14 protein-coding genes are annotated in these 20281 nt (G+C 71.3%); 8 read left to right on the forward strand and 6 right to left on the reverse strand.

Annotated features, from left to right (window positions below; translation table 11 throughout):
- Window positions 1–119: 119 nt before the first annotated feature.
- Complete coding sequence (locus tag ACF073_RS14640) at window positions 120–980, reverse strand: phosphatase PAP2 family protein (protein WP_392069789.1); 861 nt, start codon at window positions 978–980, stop codon at window positions 120–122.
- A gap of 68 nt (window positions 981–1048) precedes the next feature.
- On the reverse strand, window positions 1049–2083 hold the full coding sequence (locus tag ACF073_RS14645) for a LacI family DNA-binding transcriptional regulator (protein ID WP_392069791.1): 1035 nt from the start codon (window positions 2081–2083) through the stop codon (window positions 1049–1051).
- 381 nt (window positions 2084–2464) lie between these two features.
- Here ACF073_RS14645 and ACF073_RS14650 point away from each other — a divergent pair, with 381 nt between their 5' ends.
- The 7 genes from ACF073_RS14650 (at window position 2465) to ACF073_RS14680 (ending at window position 15063) form a co-directional block, all read left to right on the forward strand.
- Window positions 2465–3739, forward strand: a complete 1275-nt coding sequence (locus tag ACF073_RS14650; RefSeq protein ID WP_392069793.1) for an extracellular solute-binding protein — start codon at window positions 2465–2467, stop codon at window positions 3737–3739.
- 104 nt (window positions 3740–3843) lie between these two features.
- Complete coding sequence (locus tag ACF073_RS14655; RefSeq protein WP_392069795.1) at window positions 3844–4848, forward strand: carbohydrate ABC transporter permease; 1005 nt, start codon at window positions 3844–3846, stop codon at window positions 4846–4848.
- 19 nt (window positions 4849–4867) lie between these two features.
- Complete coding sequence (locus ACF073_RS14660) at window positions 4868–5773, forward strand: sugar ABC transporter permease (protein ID WP_392069797.1); 906 nt, start codon at window positions 4868–4870, stop codon at window positions 5771–5773.
- A gap of 202 nt (window positions 5774–5975) precedes the next feature.
- Window positions 5976–7661 carry an alpha-amylase family glycosyl hydrolase gene (locus tag ACF073_RS14665; RefSeq protein WP_392069798.1) on the forward strand — a complete coding sequence of 562 codons (1686 nt, stop codon included), beginning with the start codon at window positions 5976–5978 and terminating at the stop codon, window positions 7659–7661.
- 134 nt (window positions 7662–7795) lie between these two features.
- The gene (locus tag ACF073_RS14670; RefSeq protein ID WP_392069800.1) at window positions 7796–9172 is read left to right on the forward strand and encodes an alpha-amylase family protein; all 1377 of its coding nucleotides are present in this window, start codon (window positions 7796–7798) and stop codon (window positions 9170–9172) included.
- Between the two features lie 87 nt (window positions 9173–9259).
- Complete coding sequence (gene pulA, locus ACF073_RS14675; RefSeq protein WP_392069802.1) at window positions 9260–14662, forward strand: pullulanase-type alpha-1,6-glucosidase; 5403 nt, start codon at window positions 9260–9262, stop codon at window positions 14660–14662.
- 32 nt (window positions 14663–14694) lie between these two features.
- Entirely contained in the window at window positions 14695–15063 is a 369-nt protein-coding gene (locus tag ACF073_RS14680) for a 5-carboxymethyl-2-hydroxymuconate Delta-isomerase (RefSeq protein ID WP_392069804.1), read from the forward strand.
- On the opposite strand, the gene ACF073_RS14685 is transcribed toward ACF073_RS14680, so the two are convergent.
- From ACF073_RS14685 to ACF073_RS14700, 4 genes are all read right to left on the reverse strand, one after another.
- On the reverse strand, window positions 15060–15749 hold the full coding sequence (locus ACF073_RS14685) for a TetR/AcrR family transcriptional regulator (RefSeq protein WP_392069807.1): 690 nt from the start codon (window positions 15747–15749) through the stop codon (window positions 15060–15062). The genes ACF073_RS14680 and ACF073_RS14685 overlap by 4 nt on opposite strands.
- 36 nt (window positions 15750–15785) lie before the next feature.
- The gene (locus tag ACF073_RS14690; RefSeq protein WP_392069809.1) at window positions 15786–16835 is read right to left on the reverse strand and encodes a PDR/VanB family oxidoreductase; all 1050 of its coding nucleotides are present in this window, start codon (window positions 16833–16835) and stop codon (window positions 15786–15788) included.
- Window positions 16835–17734 carry a metal-dependent hydrolase gene (locus ACF073_RS14695; RefSeq protein ID WP_392069811.1) on the reverse strand — a complete coding sequence of 300 codons (900 nt, stop codon included), beginning with the start codon at window positions 17732–17734 and terminating at the stop codon, window positions 16835–16837. Before ACF073_RS14695 ends, ACF073_RS14690 begins: the two co-directional genes overlap by 1 nt.
- Window positions 17735–17809: 75 nt before the next feature.
- Window positions 17810–19729, reverse strand: coding sequence for a hypothetical protein (locus tag ACF073_RS14700; RefSeq protein WP_392069813.1), 1920 nt, complete (start codon window positions 19727–19729; stop codon window positions 17810–17812).
- Between the two features lie 119 nt (window positions 19730–19848).
- Here ACF073_RS14700 and ACF073_RS14705 point away from each other — a divergent pair, with 119 nt between their 5' ends.
- Window positions 19849–20241 (forward strand): hypothetical protein, encoded by a 393-nt coding sequence (locus ACF073_RS14705; protein ID WP_392069814.1) that lies wholly within the window; start codon window positions 19849–19851, stop codon window positions 20239–20241.
- Window positions 20242–20281 lie beyond the last annotated feature (40 nt).

Raw genomic sequence — 20281 nt, forward strand, 5'->3', positions numbered from 1 at the left:
GACGACAAATTCCGAGCTTCAGACGACAAAGCCCGGGCCCTACGACGTCCGGGCCTGCCTCACCACGTCAGGGCCTGCCCTACGACGTCAGCGCCTGCCTCCCCACGTCAGGGCCTGCCCTACGACGTCAGGGCCCGGGCCGGCCCCGGCCCCCGCCCCGGCACCACCCGGGGCAGCGCGTACGGCAGGCTGCCGTACCAGACCCGGGCCACCGCGAACCCGAAGCCCAGGCAGAGCATGCCGCCCACCGCGTCCAGCCAGAAGTGGTTGGCCGTGGCAACGATCACCACGAGGGTGGTCGCCGGATACAGCAGCCCCAGCACCCGCGCCCACGGCACCGACGCCAGCGCGAAGACGGTCAGCCCGCACCACAGCGACCAGCCGATGTGCATCGACGGCATCGCCGCGTACTGGTTGGACATGTGCTTGAGGTCGCCGGAGGCCATCGAACCCCAGGTGTGGTGCACCATCACGGTGTCCACGAAGTGCCCGCCGCGCATCAGCCGGGGCGGCGCGAGGGGGAACAGGTAGTAGCCGACCAGGGCCACACCCGTGGTCGCGAAGAGGACGAGGCGGGTCGCCGCGTACCGCCCGGGATGCCATCGGTACAGCCACACCAGCACCCCGAGCGTGATGACGAAGTGCAGCGTGGCGTAGTAGTAGTTCATCCCGATGATGAGCCAATTCACCGAGTTCACGGCGTGGTTGACCGACTGCTCGACGGCGATGCCCAGATCGTGCTCGACGCGCCAGATCCAGTCCGCGTTGCGCAGGGCCTTGCCCCGCTGCTCCGGTACGGCGTTGCGGATCAGTGAGTACGTCCAGTAACTCACCGCGATCAGAAGGATCTCGAACCACAGCCGGGGCCGCCGCGGGCGCCGCAGCCGGCCCAGCGGACCCTGTCTGTCCTCGCCCGTGCGCTCCTGCGGAACGGCCACCTCCTCGCGACCTTCCGGCTCCGTCACGGTCGAGTCAGTCATAGGAACAGAGTCTGCCAGAAAAGGCCTTCTCGCCCGATCATCCCAAGGTCGGGTCCGGGGCGCACCTTCTACGACGTACGGAGGAGATGCGGTGCGGACGCGGTGGACCCGCGCACCACCAGCTCCGGCATGAACACGAATTCACTGTGCGGCGCCGGTGTCCCGCCGATCTCCTCCAGCAGCGTGCGCACCGCGGCCTGCCCCATCGCCGGGACCGGCTTGCGGACCGTGGTCAGCGGCGGATCGGTGAAGGCGATCAGCGGGGAGTCGTCGAACCCGACCACGGACACGTCCCGGGGCACCTGGAGCCCGCGCTGCCTGGCCGCCCGTATCGCGCCGAGCGCCATCATGTCGCTGGCGCAGACCACCGCCGTGCAGTCCCGCTCGATCAGTGCCGTCGCCGCCGCCTGGCCGCCCTCCAGCGTGTACAGCGAGTGCTGGACCAGCTCGGTCTCGACGGTCCGCGCGGCCAGCCCCAGCTGGTCCTGCACCGCCCGGACGAAACCGTCGATCTTGCGCTGCACGGGCACGAACCGCTTCGGCCCGAGGGCCAGCCCGATCCGGGTGTGCCCCAGCGACACCAGATGCGTCACCGCGAGCGTCATCGCGGCCCGGTCGTCGGGGGAGATGAACGGCGCCTGCACCTTCGGCGAGAACCCGTCCACCAGAACGAACGGCACGCCCTGCGCGCGCAGCCGCTCATAGCGCTGCATGTCCGCCGTGGTGTCCGCGTGCAGTCCGGAGACATAGATGATCCCGGCGACCCCGCGGTCCACCAGCATCTCGGTCAGCTCGTCCTCGGTCGACCCGCCCGGGGTCTGGGTGGCGAGCACCGGGGTATAGCCCTGGCGGGTCAGCGCCTGGCCGATGACCTGGGCCAGGGCCGGGAATATCGGGTTCTCCAGCTCCGGCGTGATCAGCCCGACCAGGCCCTCGCTGCGCTGCCGCAGCCGGACCGGGCGCTCGTAGCCCAGCACGTCCAGTGCGGCGAGCACGGACTGGCGGGTGGTGGCGGCGACGCCCGGCTTCCCGTTGAGGACCCTGCTGACGGTCGCTTCGCTCACCCCCGCCTGCGCAGCGATGTCAGCAAGCCGTGTGGTCACGCCACTGGACTGTACCGGTCGTATGCGCCCTTGCACACCGGCCGGACGCCGGGCGCGGGCGGCCGGGCGGCCTGCCGCGGGTTGCTGCGTCATCGCGCTCCCTCGGATTCATGATGGCAAGAGCTTGCAGAGTCTTGCACAAGTGTCGTCCCTGCCGCTCAGTGCCTGCACTACGGGGTTTCGTCACGGTCGCCGGGCGGTCACGGCCGGGTAACCATCGTGTCCTCTTGCACTTTTTTTCTGCAAGGTCTTTCGCGGCGCTTACATCGCTGTTACGTTCCCAGTCGCCCGGCCGCGGCAACGGCGCAGTCGGCAAGTCGCAGGGACGGCGGACGGGACCGCCCCTCTGTACCACTCGGGCTTAACCCTCAAGGAGAACTCATGCGGCGTGGCATAGCGGCCTCCGCGCTGGTGGCGTCCCTCGCCCTGACGGCGACGGCGTGCGGCGGGAGCGACAGCGACAGCGGGAAGTCGGACGGCCCGGTCACCATCACCTGGTGGGACACCTCCAACGCCACCAATGAGGCGCCGACGTACAAGGCCCTTGTCCAGCAGTTCGAAGCGGCGAACAAGGACATCAAGGTCAAGTACGTCAACGTCCCCTTCGACCAGGCGCAGAACAAGTTCGACACCGCGGCCGGCGCCACCGGCGCCCCGGACGTGCTGCGCTCCGAGGTCGGCTGGACCCCCGCCTTCGCCAAGAAGGGCTTCTTCCTGCCGCTCGACGGCACCGAGGCCCTCGCCGACCAGGCCGAGTTCGAGCCGAAGCTGATCAAGCAGGCCCAGTACGAGGGCAAGACCTACGGCGTCCCGCTGGTCACCGACACCCTCGCCCTGGTCTACAACAAGGCCCTGTTCAAGAAGGCCGGCATCACCGAGGCCCCCACCACCTGGGCCGAGCTGAAGAGCGCCGCCGCCAAGGTCAAGGACAAGGCCGGGGTGGACGGCTACTGGGGCTCCGCCAAGGCGTACTACGCCCAGCCCTTCCTCTACGGCGAGGGCGCCGACACCGTCGACGTCGCCGCCAAGAAGATCACCGTCGACTCGGCCGCCGCCAAGAAGGGCTACGCCACCTGGCTGAGCCTGTTCTCCGGCAAGGGCCTGCACAAGGCCGACATCACCGCCGACTCCTACGCCCACGCGCAGGACGCGTTCGTCAACGGCAAGGTCGCCGCGATCCTCCAGGGCCCCTGGGAGATCACGAACTTCTACAAGGGCTCGGCCTTCAAGGACAAGTCCAACCTCGGCATCGCCGCCGTTCCGGCCGGCGCCTCCGGCAAGGCGGGCGCCCCGACCGGCGGCCACAACCTCTCGGTCTACGCCGGCTCCGACAAGGCCCACCAGGCAGCGGCCCTGAAGTTCGTGAACTTCATGACCTCGGCGAAGGCCCAGGAGACCGTCGCGCTGAAGAACTCCACCCTGCCCACCCGCTCCGACGCCTACACCGCGCGGGTCAAGGCCGACCCGGGCATCGCCGGCTACCAGGGCGTCCTGTCCGCCGCCCAGCCGCGCCCGGCGCTGCCCGAGTACAGCTCGCTGTGGACGCCGCTCGACACCGAGCTGCCCAAGATCGCCGGCGGCAGCGAGTCGCTGGACAAGGGCCTGGGCAACGCCGAGCTGGCCATCGGCAAGCTGGTGCCCGACTTCAGCAAGTGAGCCCGTGTGGCCGTCGGATCCTCCCGGTACGAAAGGGGGGAAGGATCCGACGGCCACCGCCCTGTGCCCGGCCCCCACTCCTTGAACCATGAAGGTGTCGAACCATGACAGTCGCCATCGACCGCGCGACCGGCAAGCGCCGCGGTGACCGCGCGCCTCGGCCCGGGCTGGGGCAGCGCATCAGACACGGCCTCCAGAAGTACTGGTACGCCTACGCGATGATCGCCCCGGTGGTCGTCGTGCTGGGCGCCCTCGTGGGCTACCCGCTCGTACGCGGCTTCTACCTCACCCTCACCGACGCCAACAGCCTCAACTCGGCGCGCACGATCGGCGTCAACCACATCGACGCCACCTACAAGTTCATCGGCCTCGACAACTACCAGGACATCCTGTTCGGCCCGACGGCCTACGACCGGTTCTGGTCGCACTTCCTGTGGACCGTCTTCTGGACGGTCGCCTGTGTGGCCCTGCACTACGGCCTCGGCCTCGGCCTCGCGCTCATGCTCGACCAGAAGCTGCGCGGCCGCACCGTCTACCGGCTGCTGCTCGTCCTGCCCTGGGCCGTGCCGACCTTCGTGACCGTCTTCTCCTGGCGGATCATGCTCGCCGACTCCGGTGTGATCAACCAGCTGCTCGGCTCGCTCCGTCTGCCCCAGCCGCAGTGGCTCGACGACCCCTTCTGGCAGCGCTTCGCCGCGATCATGGTCAACACCTGGTGCGGTGTGCCGTTCATGATGCTCTCGCTGCTCGGCGGCCTGCAGTCCATCGACTCCACCCTCTACGAGGCCGCCGAGATGGACGGCGCGAGTGCCTGGCAGCGCTTCCGGCACGTGACCCTGCCCGGCCTGCGCTCGGTCAGCTCCACCGTGATCCTGCTCGGCATCATCTGGACGTTCAACCAGTTCGTCATCATCTTCCTGCTGTTCGGCAAGAACTCGGCCCCGGACGCCCAGATCCTCGTCACCTGGGCCTACCAGCTGGGCTTCGGCCAGCAGCCGCGCGACTTCGCCCAGTCCGCCGCGTACGGCGTGCTGCTGCTGTCGATCCTGACCGTCTTCACCTCCTTCTACTTCCGCTGGCTGAAGCGCAATGACCAGCTCGCCGTCTGACGCCGCAGGAGCCCGAGCCATGAGCACCCAGACCCTGGACAAGACCGACACCGCGCCGGCCCCCGCCCCCGCGTCCGGACGCCGCGTCCGCCGGCGCGGCGAGCGCGGCCCGCTGGGCGCGGCCCTGCTGCACGGCGGCCTCGTCGTGGCGAGCCTGATCGCCCTGGCCCCGGTGGCCTGGCTGTTCTACCTCTCCCTCGGCCCGGACAAGCAGGACTACCTGCACCCGGGTGAGATCGCGGGCAAGCTGACCTTCTCCAACTACAGCTACGTGCTGGAGCACACCGCGTTCTTCGACTGGTTCGAGTCGACGATGATCGTGGCCCTCGGCACCACGCTCATCGGCGTCTTCGTCGCCGCCACCACCGGCTACGCGGTCTCCCGGATGCGCTTCCCCGGCTACAAGCAGCTGATGTGGGTCCTGCTGCTCACCCAGGCCTTCCCGATCGCCATCCTGATCGTGCCGATGTACGAGATCTTCAGCGAACTCGGCCTCATCGACAGCTACTGGGCGCTGATCATCATCAACTGCTCGACCGCGGTGCCGTACAGCGCCTGGCTGCTCAAGGGGTACTTCGACACCATCCCCTTCGAGATCGACGAGGCCGGCCGGGTGGACGGGCTCTCGCCCTTCGGCACCTTCTTCCGGCTCATCCTGCCGCTGGCCCGACCGGGCCTGGCCGTGGCCGCGTTCTACAACTTCATCACCGCCGTCGGCGAGGTCGCCTTCGCGACCACGTTCATGCTGGACGACTCCAAGTACACCTTCGCCGTCGGCCTGCAGAGCTTCGTCAGCGAGCACGACGCGCAGTGGAACTACATGGCCGCCACCGCCGTGCTGATCGCGATACCCGTGACCTTCTTCTTCTACCTCGTGCAGAAGAACCTCGTCACCGGCCTCACCGCCGGCGGCACCAAGGGCTGACGCCCGGCGCAGCAAGGCTCCCGCGCGCCTGACCCGCGCGGGCGGCCGGGCCGCGGTGACGAACCGACCCCGCTGTCACCGCGGCCCGCCCGGTAACCGCCGCCGCGCCGCCCGCCCCGGCCCCGCCTCCGCCCCGGACTCCGCCCGGCCCGCCCGCCGGACCCACGCCCGACCCCATGCCCCGTCTCGTATCAAGGACGCCATGAGCCAGCAGCACTCCGCCGCACCGGCCCGCCACTTCGCCGCCGCCACCGTCGCCGACCGCCGCGACTGGTGGCGGGACGCGGTCATCTACCAGGTCTATCCGCGCAGCTTCGCCGACAGCAACGGCGACGGCATGGGCGATCTGGAGGGCGTACGCTCCCGCCTGCCCTATCTGCGCGACCTCGGCGTCGACGCCGTGTGGCTGAGCCCCTTCTACGCCTCCCCGCAGGCCGACGCCGGCTACGACGTGGCCGACTACCGGGCCGTCGACCCCATGTTCGGCTCCCTGCTGGACGCCGACGCGCTCATCCGCGACGCCCACGCGCACGGCCTGCGCGTCATCGTCGACCTCGTCCCGAACCACTCCTCCGACCAGCACGAGTGGTTCAAGCGCGCCCTCGCCGAGGGGCCGGGCTCCCCGCTCCGCGAGCGCTACCACTTCCGCCCCGGCAAGGGGAAGGACGGCGAACTCCCGCCCAACGACTGGGAGTCCATCTTCGGCGGCCCGGCATGGACCCGGATCACCGAACCGGACGGCACGCCCGGCGCGTGGTACCTCCACCTCTTCGCCCCGGAGCAGCCGGACTTCAACTGGAAGCACCCGGCCGTCGGCGACGAGTTCCGCTCCATCCTCCGCTTCTGGCTGGACATGGGCGTGGACGGCTTCCGTATCGACGTCGCCCACGGCCTGGTCAAGGCGGACGGCCTGCCCGACCTCGGCGACCACGACCAGCTCAAACTGCTGGGCAACGATGTCATGCCGTTCTTCGACCAGGACGGCGTGCACGCCATCTACCGGCAGTGGCGCACGATCCTCGACGAGTACGCGGGGGAGCGGATCTTCGTCGCGGAGGCCTGGACCCCGACGGTCGAGCGCACCGCCCGCTACGTCCGCCCCGATGAACTCCACCAGGCCTTCAACTTCCAGTACCTGAGCACCGGCTGGGACGCGGAGGAGCTCCGTACGGTCATCGACCGCACCCTGGAGGCCATGCGCCCCGTCGGCGCCCCCGCCACCTGGGTGCTGTCCAACCACGACGTCACCCGGCACGCCACCCGGTTCGCCAACCCGCCCGGCCTCGGCACCCAGATCCGCACGGCCGGGGACCGGGACCTGGGCCTGCGCCGCGCCCGCGCCGCCACCCTCCTGATGCTCGCCCTGCCCGGCTCGGCGTACATCTACCAGGGCGAGGAGCTGGGCCTGCCGGACGTCGTGGACCTGCCCGACGAGGTGCGCCAGGACCCCGCCTACTTCCGGGGCGCCGGCCAGGACGGCTTCCGCGACGGCTGCCGGGTGCCGATCCCGTGGACCCGCGCGGGCGCGTCGTACGGCTTCGGCAGCGGCGGCAGCTGGCTGCCGCAGCCGGGGAGCTGGGCCGGGCTGAGCGTCGAGGCGCAGACGGGCGTACCGGACTCGACGCTGGAGCTGTACCGCTCGGCGCTCGGCCTGCGCCGCTCGCAGCCCGGCCTGGGGGCGGGCGACGCGGTGGAGTGGCTGCGCGCGCCGGAGGGCGTCCTGGCCTTCCGCCGGGGCGAGTTCGTGTGCGTCACCAACACCACGGGCGAGTCCGTGACGACCCCGGCCTACGGCCGCGCGCTGCTCGCCAGCGGCGAGGTGGCCGAGACCGGCGGCGAGGCGAAGGTGCCGGCCGACACCACGGTGTGGTGGTCCACGGCGGTCTGACGCCCCGTCTGAAAGTTCTTGCATCAACTTCACAACGGCCCGCTGTCTTTCGGACAGCGGGCCTTTAACATCTGCGTCACCGCAAGTTTGCTGAAACATTTCAGCAAGCGCCTTCAAAGACGAAGGACCCCCACATGGCACGCAGAGCCCTCCCCGCGGCGGCAGCCCTCGCCGCCACCCTTCTGATTGGCATGAACCCGACGACCGCACAGGCGTCCCCGCCCGGCACCAAGGACGTCACCGCCGTCCTCTTCGAGTGGAACTACGCCTCGGTGGCCAAGGAGTGCACCAGCACCCTCGGCCCCGCCGGCTACGGATACGTCCAGGTCTCCCCGCCCGCCGAGCACATACAGGGCGCGCAGTGGTGGACCTCGTACCAGCCGGTGTCGTACAAGATCGCGGGCCGCCTCGGCGACCGCACGGCGTTCCGGAACATGGTGAGCACCTGCCACGCGGCCGGAGTGAAGGTCGTCGTCGACACCGTCGTCAACCACATGTCGGCGGGCGCCGGGACCGGCACCGGCGGCTCTTCGTACACGAAGTACGACTACCCCGGCCTCTACTCCTCCTACGACTTCGACGACTGCACGTCCCGGATCAGCAACTACCAGGACCGCTGGAACGTCCAGCACTGCGAACTCGTCGGCCTGGCCGACCTGGACACCGGCGAGGAGTACGTCCGCAAGACGATCGCCGGGTACCTGAACGACCTGCTCACCCTCGGCGTGGACGGCTTCCGCATCGACGCGGCCAAGCACATCCCCGCCGCCGACCTCGCCGACATCAAGAGCCGGCTGGCCAACCCCGCCGCCTACTGGAAGCAGGAGGTCATCTACGGGGCGGGCGAGGCCGTCCAGCCCGCCGAGTACACCGGCAACGGGGACGTCCAGGAGTTCCGCTACGCCTACGACCTCAAGCGCGTCTTCACCAGCGAGAAGCTCGCGTACCTCGCCAACTACGGCGAGGGCTGGGGCTATCTGAACAGCTCGGTCGCCGGCGTCTTCGTGGACAACCACGACACCGAGCGCAACGGCAGCACGCTGAACTACAAGAACGGCGCCGACTACACCCTGGCCAACGTCTTCATGCTCGCCTGGCCCTACGGCGCCCCCGACATCAACTCCGGCTACGAGTGGTCGGACGCCGACGCCGGGCCGCCCGACGGCGGCGCGGTGAGCGCCTGCTGGCAGAACGGCTGGAAGTGCCAGCACGCCTGGCCCGAGATCAAGTCGATGGTCGCCTTCCGCAACGCGACCCGCGGCCAGGCGGTCACCAACTGGTGGGACGACGGCAACAACGCGATCGCGTTCGGCCGGGGCGGCAGGGGCTATGTGGCGATCAACCACGAGACCGGCAGCCTGACCAGGACCTACCAGACCTCGCTGGCCGCCGGCACGTACTGCGACGTGCAGCACAACACCACGGTGAGCGTGAACTCCGCCGGACAGTTCACCGCCACCCTCGGCTCGAACACCGCCCTGGCGCTCTACGCCGGCAAGTCGAGCTGCTGAGACCCCTCCTGAGGGAGCGTGAAACCTCTTCCGGGAGGTTTCACGCTCCTTGCTGAAAGAATTGTCGCGACCAAGGAGTCATCCCCTGTGATACCTGGATGGCCGGCGCCACGCACGCGCCGTACGCCGCAGCGCGGAAGGGCGGCGGCCGTCACGGCCCTCGCCCTCGCCGCCGCCCTGCTCCAGCCGCTGAGCGCGGCCCGGGCCGCCACACCGCCCGCACCCCCCTCCGACGCGCGGCTCGCCGCCGTACCCGCCCGGCACGACGACACCCGCGAGCAGTTCTACTTCGTCATGCCGGACCGCTTCGCCAACGGGGACACCGCGAACGACCGCGGCGGACTCACCGGCTCCCGGCTCAGCACCGGCTACGACCCCACCGACAAGGGCTTCTACCAGGGCGGCGACCTCAAGGGCCTCACCCGGAAGCTGGACTACGTCAAGGGCCTCGGCACCACCGCGATCTGGCTGGCCCCGATCTTCAAGAACCGCCCGGTGCAGGGCACGGGCGCCAACGCCTCGGCCGGCTACCACGGCTACTGGATCACCGACTTCACCCAGGTCGACCCGCACTTCGGCACCAACGAGGACCTCAAGGCCCTCATCTCCGCGGCGCACGCCAAGGGCATGAAGGTCTTCTTCGACGTCATCACCAACCACACCGCCGACGTCGTGGACTACAAGGAGAAGTCCTACGACTACCTGTCCAAGGGCGCCTTCCCGTACCTGACCGAGGACGGCCGGCCCTTCGACGACGCCGACTACGCCGACGGCGGCAGGACGTTCCCGGCCGTCGACGCCGGCTCCTTCCCGCGCACGCCCGAGGCCGCGAGCCGCGCCAAGGTCCCGGCCTGGCTCAACGACCCGACGATGTACCACAACCGCGGCGACTCCACCTACGCCGGCGAGTCCACGACCTACGGCGACTTCTCCGGCCTCGACGACCTGTGGACCGAGCGTCCCGAGGTCGTACGGGGCATGGAGAAGATCTACCAGCGGTGGGTGAAGGACTTCGCGGTCGACGGCTTCCGGATCGACACCGTCAAGCACGTGGACATGGAGTTCTGGAGCCAGTGGGCGACCGCGCTGGACAGGTACGCGGCCGAGCGCGGGCGGAAGGACTTCTTCATGTTCGGCGAGGTCTACTCCGCCGACCCCTCGGTCACCTCCCCGTACGTCACCCGGGGCCGGCTCGACGCCACCCTCGACTTCCCCTTCCAGGACGCGGCCCGCGCCTACGCCTCCCAGGGCGGCAGCGCCCAGCGCCTCGCGCGCGTCTTCGGTGACGACTACAAGTACACGACCGACAAGGCCAACGCGTACGAGCAGGTTACCTTCCTCGGCAACCACGACATGGGCCGCATCGGCTCCTTCCTCGTGCAGGACGACCCGAAGGCCACCGACGCCGAGATCCTGAAGAAGGACAAGCTCGCCAACGAGCTGATGTTCCTCAGCCGCGGCAACCCGGTCGTCTACTACGGCGACGAGCAGGGCTTCACCGGCTCCGGCGGGGACAAGGACGCCCGCCAGACCATGTTCGCCTCCAAGGTCGCCGACTACCTGGACGACGACGAGATCGGCACCGACCGCACCCACGCGAGCGCCGCCTACGACCGGGGCGCCCCGCTGTACCGGGACATCGCCGCCCTCTCCCGGCTCCGCAAGGCCAACCCGGCCCTGACCGACGGGGTGCAGACCGAGCGGTACGCGGCCGACGGCGCCGGGATCTACGCCTTCACCCGCACGGACCCGGAGACGGGCGCCGAGTACGTCGTCGCCTTCAACAACGCCGGCGGCGAGAAGTCGGCGACCTTCGCCACCGGCTCGGCCGGCAGGTCGTACCGGGGCGTCTACGGGACCTCCGAGACGGTGCGGTCCGATGCCGGCCGCCGGGTCACCGTCACGGTCCCGGCCGGCTCCGCCGTGGTCCTCAAGGCCGCCGGCCCCCTCGCCGAGCCGGCCGGCAAACCCGTGATCACCCTGAAGGCGCCGGCCGCCGGAGCCACCGGCACCGTGGACATCACCGCCGACGTCGACGGCGGACAGCTGAACCGGGTCGTCTTCGCCGCCCAGGCGGGCAGCGGGAAGTGGCGGGTGCTCGGCTCCGCCGACCACGCCCCGTACAAGGTCACCCAGACCATCGGCAAGGCCGTACCGCCCGGGACCGCCCTGCGCTACAAGGCGGTCGTGATCGACTCCGCCGGGCGCACCGCGCACGCCCTGGCGGACAGCACCGCCGGCACCCCGCCCGCGCCCGAGGTCCCCACGGCCTCCTCCCGGGACTACGCGGTCGTCCACTACCAGCGCGCCGACGGCGACTACGCCGACTGGGGCCTGTACGCCTGGGGCGACCTGGCCGACGGCGAGTCGACCACCTGGCCGGACAGCCACCCCTTCACCGGCCGCGACGCGTACGGCGCCTTCGCCTACGTCAAACTCAAGCCCGGCGCCTCGAACGTCGGCTTCCTGGTCATCGACAAGGACGGCAACAAGGACGTCTCCGCCGACCGGAGCATCGACGTCACCAGGACGGGTGAGGTCTGGATCGAGCAGGGCAAGCCGGACGTACTGACCGAGCGGCCCGCCTACCCCGCCCAGGACACGTCCAAGGCGGTCGTCCACTACCACCGCGCCGACGGGAACTACGACGGCTGGGGCCTGCACGTCTGGACGGGTGCCGCGCACCCCACCGACTGGTCGAACCCGCTGGAGCCGGTGAAGACTGACGCCTATGGCGCGGTCTTCGAGGTGCCCCTCACCGAGGGTGCCACCAGCCTCAGCTACATCGTCCACAAGGGCGACGAGAAGGACCTCCCCACCGACCGGTCCCTGGACCTCAGGGCCGACGGCCACGAGGTGTGGCTGTTGAACGGCCAGGAGGAGCACCTGCTGCCGCAGCGCGCCGGCAGCGCCGCCGCCCTCGACCTGACCACCTCCAAGGCGGTCTGGATCGACCGGGACACGGTCGCCTGGAACGGCGTCGACAACGCCGCCTCCACCCAGCTGCTCTCCTCCCGGGACGGCTCGATCACCGTCGCGAACGCCACCCTGACCAGCGACGACGAACGCTGGATCCGGCTGACGAAGACCACGCTCAGCGACGCCCAGAAGGCGAAATTCCCGCATCTGAAGGACTACACCGCCTGGTCCGTCGACCCGCGTGACCAAGGCCGGGTGCGGTCGGCGCTCACGGGGCAGCTCGTCGCCTCGCAGCGGGCCGCGAACGGGGCCGTGCTCGCCGCGACCGGCGTGCAGACCGCCGGCGTGCTGGACGACCTGTACCCGGGCGCGGCCGAGTCCCGGCTGGGACCGACGTTCCGCGACGGGAAGCCGACCCTCGCCGTGTGGGCGCCGACGGCGCGGAGCGTCGCGCTGGAGCTGGACGGTTCCCTCAAGGCCATGCACCGCGACGCCACCACCGGCGTCTGGTCCGTCACCGGCCCGGCCTCCTGGAAGAACAAGCCCTACCGGTACGTCGTGAAGGTCTGGGCCCCCAGCGTCCGCAAGGTCGTGACGAACAAGGTCACCGACCCCTACTCGGTCGCCCTCACCGCGGACTCCGCGCGCAGCCTCGTCGTCGACCTGGACGACAAGTCCCTCGCGCCCGGCGGCTGGACGGGCCTGCGCAAGCCCAAGGCCGTCCCCCTGAAGGACGCCCGGATCCAGGAGCTGCACATCCGGGACTTCTCGGTCGCCGACCGCACCTCGAAGCACCCCGGCGGCTATCTGGCCTTCACCGACAAGGACAGCGACGGCTCGAAGCACCTGCGGCGGCTGGCCGCGTCCGGCACCTCGTACGTGCACCTGCTGCCCGCCTTCGACATCGCCACGATCCCCGAGCGGAAGGCCGACCAGGCGAGCCCCGGCTGCGATCTGGCCGCCTACCCGGCCGACTCCGACCAGCAGCAGGAGTGCGTGGCGAAGACCGCCGCGAAGGACGCCTACAACTGGGGCTACGACCCGTACCACTACACGGTCCCCGAGGGCTCGTACGCCACCGACCCGGACGGCACGGCCCGCACGGTCCAGTTCCGCGAGATGGTCCAGGCGCTCAACCAGGACGGCCTGCGGGTCGTCATGGACGTCGTCTACAACCACACCGCGGCGAGCGGCCAGGCGGACACCTCCGTGCTGGACCGGATCGTGCCCGGCTACTACCAGCGGCTGCTCGCCGACGGCTCGGTCGCGAACAGCACCTGCTGCGCGAACACCGCGCCGGAGAACGCGATGATGGGCAAGCTGGTCGTGGACTCGATCGTCACCTGGGCCAGGGAGTACAAGGTCGACGGATTCCGCTTCGACCTCATGGGCCACCACCCGAAGGCCAACATCCTGGCGGTCAGGAAGGCCCTCGACGCGCTGACACCGCAGAAGGACGGCGTCGACGGCAAGAAGATCATCCTGTACGGCGAGGGCTGGAACTTCGGCGAGGTCGCCGACGACGCCCGGTTCGTGCAGGCCACGCAGCAGAACATGGCAGGCACCGGCATCGCCACCTTCTCCGACCGGGCCCGTGACGCGGTGCGCGGCGGCGGCCCCTTCGACGAGGACCCCGGCGTCCAGGGCTTCGCCTCGGGCCTGTACACCGACCCCAACTCCTCCGAGGCCAACGGCACCCCGGCCGAGCAGAAGGCCCGCCTCCTGCACTACCAGGACCTGATCAAGGTCGGCCTGACCGGCAACCTGAAGTCGTTCACCTTCACCGGCACCGACGGCAAGGAGGTCAAGGGCGCGGAGGTCGACTACAACGGCTCGCCCGCCGGCTACGCGGACGCGCCGGGCGACGCCCTCGCCTACGTGGACGCGCACGACAACGAGTCCCTGTTCGACGCGCTGACCTACAAGCTGCCCACCGGGACGAGCGCCGCGGACCGGGCCCGCATGCAGGTCCTCGCGATGGCCACGGCCGCCCTCTCGCAGGGCCCGGCCCTCTCCCAGGCGGGCACCGACCTGCTGCGCTCCAAGTCCCTCGACCGCAACTCCTTCGACAGCGGCGACTGGTTCAACGCCATCCACTGGGACTGCGCCGACGGCAACGGCTTCGGACGGGGGCTGCCGATGGCGGCCGACAACCGGTCCAAGTGGGAGTACGCCAAGCCGCTGCTGGGCTCGGTCAGGGTCGGCTGCCCGCAGATCACCGGGGCCTCGGCCGCCTACCAGGACCTGCTGCGGATCAGGACGACCGAGAAGGGCTTCTCGCTCGGCACGGCCGCACAGGTCCAGGACCGGCTGTCCTTCCCGCTGTCCGGCACGGACGAGACGCCCGGCGTGATCACCATGCGCCTCGGTGGCCTGGTCGTGGTCTTCAACGCCACCCCGCAGCGGCAGGAACAGCGGATCGGCGCCCTCGCCGGGACGCCGTACCGGCTGCACCCGGTGCAGGCGGCGGGCGCGGACGAGGTGGTGAAGACGTCCTCCTACGCGACCGGCTCCGGAACGTTCACCGTGCCGTCACGGACGGTGGCGGTGTTCACGCGGGCCGCGAAGTAGAGTCGGGCCGTTGCCGTAGAACAGGAGTGCCCATGCCGCAGATCACCGTCGACTGCTACCACCCGTCGGACGACGCCTTCGACCAGGACGGCTTCGCACGGGCGCTGCACGAGGCGACCGTGGAGATCGCCGCGGCGAAGCCCGAGGCCTGCAAGACGCTGTTCCGGTACATCGACGCCTGCCAGTTCGGGTACGAGGACCCGGAGGACGACGAGCACGCCATCGTGCACGTGACCATCGGCCTCCTCGCCGGACGCGCCGAGGAGACCAAGGCGAGACTCACGGAGGCCGTGCTGGAGCTGCTCGGGACGTATGTGGCACCGGAGGACGGCGTGACCCTGCACGCCTCCGCCGAGGTCCGCGACCTCGACCCGTCGTACCGGAAGTTCGAGAGGGTCTAGGAAGCCAGGGAGATCAGCCGGCCGGCGAGCTCCGCGAAGGGGCCGTCGGCCGGCTCGTCCTTGACCATCGTGCGCAGCAGGTCGGCCATGTCCGCGTCGTAGGCGGCGCTGACGGCGGCCAGCGCGGCGAAGTCGTGCACGAGCTGGAGCTCCAGCTCCTCGCGGGGGATGCGCCGGCCGTCCAGCCAGATCAGCGCCGTCGACTCGGCGAGCGAGATCCAGGAGCGGACGACCAGTTCGAGGCGCGCGGACGCCTCGCCGACGCCCAGATGCGACAGGATCTGCTCGTACGCGGCCTGCCGTACGGAGTCGATGAGCGCGTTCGTCGTGGAGGAGCCGACGGCCGGGCCGCCGCGCATCAGGGCCGAGAAGCCGGGGCCGTGATCGTCCACGAAGTCGAAGTAGCGGCGCATCACGCGCAGCAGCCTGGCCCCCAGGGAGCCCTCGTGCGCCTCGGCGAAGCGGCCCGCCAGATCCTCCGAGGCACGCTTCAGCGCGGCCTCGTACAGACTGAGTTTGCCGGGGAAGTAGTGGTAGACGAGCGGGCGTGAGATGCCCGCGGCGACGGCTATCTCGTCGATGGAGACCTCGTCGGGCGAGCGTCGGCTGAACAGATCGAGGGCCACACCGATCAGCTGCTGCCGACGCTCCTCCACACCCATCCTGCGGCGAACCCCGGTACTCATGCGAACACCTTACCGATCGGATTCGGCCGCACGTGTTCACATGTCGAGCACCAGGCGATCGCTTCGCGCCCGGGAGACGCAGATCAGCATCGAATCGTGCCGCTCCTCGTCGGTCAGCAGCTCGTCCCGGTGCTCGATCTCCCCTTCCAGGACCCGCTGTTGGCAGGTGCCGCAGAAGCCCTGCTCACAGGAGTAGAGGGTGTCCGGCAGCTCCCGGCGCACGGCGGCCAGGACCGTCGACCCGGCCGGAACCGTCAGGGTCCGGCCGCTGCGCCGCAGTTCCAGCTCGAACTCGGTGTCCCCGCCGGCGGTGGTGCGTGGCGCGAACCGCTCCAGGTGCAGGGCGGTGCCCTCGGGCAGCGCCTCCTCCACCGCGGCCATCAGCCCCTCGGGACCGCAGCAGTACACGGCCGTGCCCCCGGGTGTCCCGGCGAAAAGGGCCGCGAGGTCGGGCCGGCCGTCCGTGTCCTCGGCGACGACCGTCATCCGGTCCCCGGCGAGTTCGCGCAGCTCCTCCAGGAACGGCATCGACGCCCGCGTCCGCCCGGCGTACAGCAGCCGCCACTCGGCGCCGTCCGGCAGCGCCCGCAGCATCGGCAGGACGGGGGTGATGCCGATGCCGCCCGCGACGAAGACGTACGACTCCGCGCCGACCAGCGGGAAGCGGTTCCGGGGGCCGCGCACCTCCAGCTCCATGCCCTCGGTGAGCTGCTCGTGCACCTCGCGGGAGCCGCCCCGGCCGTCCGCCGCGAGCCGCGTGGCGACCGTGTACGAGGAGCCGTCCCCGGGGTCCCCGCACAGGGAGTACTGCCGCACGCGTCCCGACGGCAGCACCAGGTCGAGGTGCGCGCCCGGCTCCCAGTGCGGCAGACCGGTCCCTTCCAGCCGGAGCCGTACGACCCCGTCGGCGATCTCCTCGTGGGCGGTGAGCAGCAGCCGCAGGGCGCGGGAGCGCGGCCGGCCGGAGACCGGCGGGTCGAGGGCGGGCAGCGGCCACAGCGGGGAGTCCTGGACGCGGCGGCGCAGGGCCCGCCGGGTGAGCAGGGCGGCGCCCGCGACGAGCGCGACGGTCAGCGGCCTCGGCATCACGCGGCCCCCCGCTGCTCGGCGGCGAGCGCCGCGGGGGAGGCGGCCAGATAGGCCACGGCCTGGGCGGTGGAGCACTCGTGGGAGGGGTGGTAGGCCCGGCTGAGATAGCGCGGGATGGACTTCAGCATGTCCCCGGTGGCGGGCAGGGTGCCCTGCCGGCCGCGCACGTAGAAGTCCTTGAGGGACGTCTTGCGCTCGACGAGGGTCGGGTCGTTCTCCATGAAGAAGCGGATCCCGCGCTGCCACAGGAACACCAGCGCAGAGAACGCCGTCGCCCAGGTGCGGACCCGGCGCCGGTAGCCGCCGTCGACGTGCTGGAACAGGTCGAAGGCCACGGAGCGGTGCTCGACCTCCTCGGCGCCGTGCCAGCGCAGCAGGTCCAGCATGGTCGGGTCGGCGCCGCGCCGGTCCAGCTCGGCGGCGTTGAGCACCCAGTCGCCGAGGAAGGCCGTGTAGTGCTCGATCGCCGCGATCAGCGCGACCCGCTCCAGCAGCCACCAGCGGCGGGCCCGGCCCGGCGGCAGCGTGCGGTCGCCGAGCAGCTTCTCGAAGAACCAGTCGACCTGGGCCGTGTACGGCGTCGGGTCGAGGCCCTGCTCGCGCAGGTGCGGCAGCACCTCGTCGTGGGCCTGGGAGTGCATGGCCTCCTGCCCGATGAACCCGACGACGTCCGCCCGCAGCCGCTCGTCCCGGACCAGCGGCAGCACCTGCTTGTACACGTGCACGAACCACCGCTCACCCGCGGGCAGCAGCAGGTGCAGGACATTGATGGTGTGCGTGCAGAACGGGTCGCCGGGCACCCAGTGCAGCGGTGTGTCCTCCCACGAGAAGGACACGTTGCGGGCCTTGAGCGCGATGCGCTCGGACTCCACCGGCCGAGGCTGCGTGTTAGACATGGCGTCAATGTACTGATGGGTAGGGCGTCTGGAAACCCCTCCGGCGTACCTTGTTTACACCGTTGTCAACAGCGGCTAGTGGAGCCCGCTGATCTTCCGCCCGTCCGCCAGGGTGCCCTGCAGACCGGCCCGTACGCCCTGCTCGGCCTTGACCGCCAGCAGCGGCCCCTGCCCGGAGGCGGTCACCCCGCCGGTCGCCCGGATCGACGCGGTCCCCTCGCTGCCCGCCGCCAGCAGATACCAGTGCCCGGCCGCCGACTTCCACAGCACCCCGGCCAGCACCTGAGGATCACGCGGCCCGCAGGCGAGCGTGTCCGTGCCCTTGGCGACGACCGCCCCGGCCGTCCCGCCCGGCGTGCGGAACTGGGCCAGTGCGGCCGTCCCGTCGCCGCGCCAGGTCTCCGCCCGGGTGCACACCCAGGCACCCGACCCGCTGCCGTCGGGCAGCGGCTGCTCGGCGTAGGACCAGGCGTTGACGCTCCGCACGCCCGCCGAGCGCTCGACCGCCAGGGAGCAGGCGAACGGCGCCCAGCCGCGCAGCACCTGCGCGCCGGACGCCGCCGTGCTGCCGCCGGGCCGGCCCGCCGTGAGCCGGGCCGGGACCAGCTCGCCGAGATCGGTGGCGAGCCGGGTGCCGGAGGCGTCGGTCAGCTCCAGCACGGTCCACGAGGAGCAGGCGCCGGGCTGCGCGGCGGGGCTCGCCAGCGGCGCGGTGACCCCGTCGGCGAGGGGCAGCGGCGTCGCCGCCGCGTCCGGCTTCCTGAGGTCCCGCTGGGCCGCCTTCGTCACCCAGGGGGCCATCAGATAGCGGACGTTGCCGTCGGAACGCCCCAGCACCAGCGCGCTCGCCGCGTCCTGCGTCGCGCCGTCGACCCGGGCGAGGTCGAGGGCCGCGCCCCGGGTGCCGTCCCTCGGCTCGGCATAGCGGACGACGCGCAGACCGTCGTACAGGAGCACCACGCGGGCGGTGTCGACCTCGCCCGCGTACAGCAGCTGGGGCGGGCCGGCGGGGCCGCCGGTCTGGGTGCCCGGGGTCGCCGAGACCCGGACCGCGGACCCCGGGCGGGCCCAGACGGCGAGGGCGCGGCGCAGCAGCGCCGTGTCGCCGGTGAGCGCACCGCGCGCCGGCCACGCCGAGAAGCCGGTGCGGGCCGAGGTGCGCCAGGCGGCGGGGGAGAGCCGGGTCAGCCGGCCGGGGTCGAGCGCGGCCTCGGCGGCCGGGTTCCCGGCGTACGGGGGCGCGGCGGCGCCGTCGGGGCCCCAGCCGCCGCCCGGCAGGGCGACCAGCGCGCCGCACACCGCGAGCGCCGCCGCGGCGGCGAGGACGGCCTTGGTGTGCTGGCGGCGCCGCATCAGATCGGTGGGCCGGGCCTGCAGCGAGCACGGGTCGAACTCGGCGCGGGAGAGCAGCCCCGGCTCGGCGGGCACGCTGTCCGCAGCGGCCAGCGCGCCGCCCGGGTCGGCCACCCCGGCGGCCTCCAGCAGCTCGTGGACGTCCCGGTCGTCCAGCTCTTCGAGGCAGCGCAGGACATAGGCGGCGCGTGCCGGGCCCGACAGGGCGGACAGCCGCTGGTCGAGGGCGAGTTCGTCGGCGCCGCCGGAGCGCGGGAACAGCCGCAGGCCCCACACCTGGGGGAGCGCCGGCGGGAGCTGGGAGAGGCGGGGCAGTCCCTTGCGGGGGCGGGCCGCCTCCAGGGCCCTGTGCAGCACCCGCTCGCGCAGACACGCGTACCCGGGGTCGCTCTCCCGGTCCGCGGCGCGCGTCGGGAGCACGGGCGGACGCCCGCGCCCGCGGGGCAGGGCGCGCTGGACGAGCGAGTGCGCGGTCAGCACCCGCCGGCTGCGGCCGAGGCCCGGTGGCAGCACGAGATAGGCGAGCCGGACCAGCCGGGGGTAGTGCTCGACGAGCGCGGCCTCGGCCTGCTCGACGTCGACCGGGCCGGTGCCTGCGGTGGAGGAGGCTGCGTGGCGCTGGGCTACATCCTGTGACTGCACGTCCGGGAGAACGAGCGAGTCCGGGCTTGGTCACCGCGCGGGACGTTGAGCGGACCGGGCGCGGGAGCCGTATCCGAAGGGGCTGGGGCATGCTTGGCCCACCAGGACCGGAGGAACAGATGAGGTTGACAAGGCTGCTGCTCGGCTCCGCCGCCGTACTGACGCTGGCGGGCTGCGGCTCGGGCGGGGAGAGCGACGCGGTGCCGCCGACCGCGACCGGCAGCCTGGAACGGCTGGCCGCCGAGGTGAAGTGCGCGCCGAACATGCAGACCGACGCCGACGAGATCCGCCAGGCCCTCTGCCGCAACGGCGACGGCAAGTTCATCCTCGCCACCTTCGCCACCGACCGCGGCCAGCGCGAGTGGATCAACGACGCGAAGGACTACGGCGGCCACTACCTGGTCGGCCGCAAGTGGGTCGCCGTCGGCGACGACGGCGTGGTCAAGGCGCTGCGCGGCACGCTCGGCGGCGATCTGGAGGACGGCGCCGACCATCACGCGCACAGCGGCTGAGGCGCTCGCCCGCGCGGCTGACGGGCGCGGCGGGCGGGGC

Origin of the sequence: Streptomyces sp. NPDC015171 (assembly GCF_043079545.1) — a bacterium.
Lineage (GTDB): Bacteria > Actinomycetota > Actinomycetes > Streptomycetales > Streptomycetaceae > Streptomyces.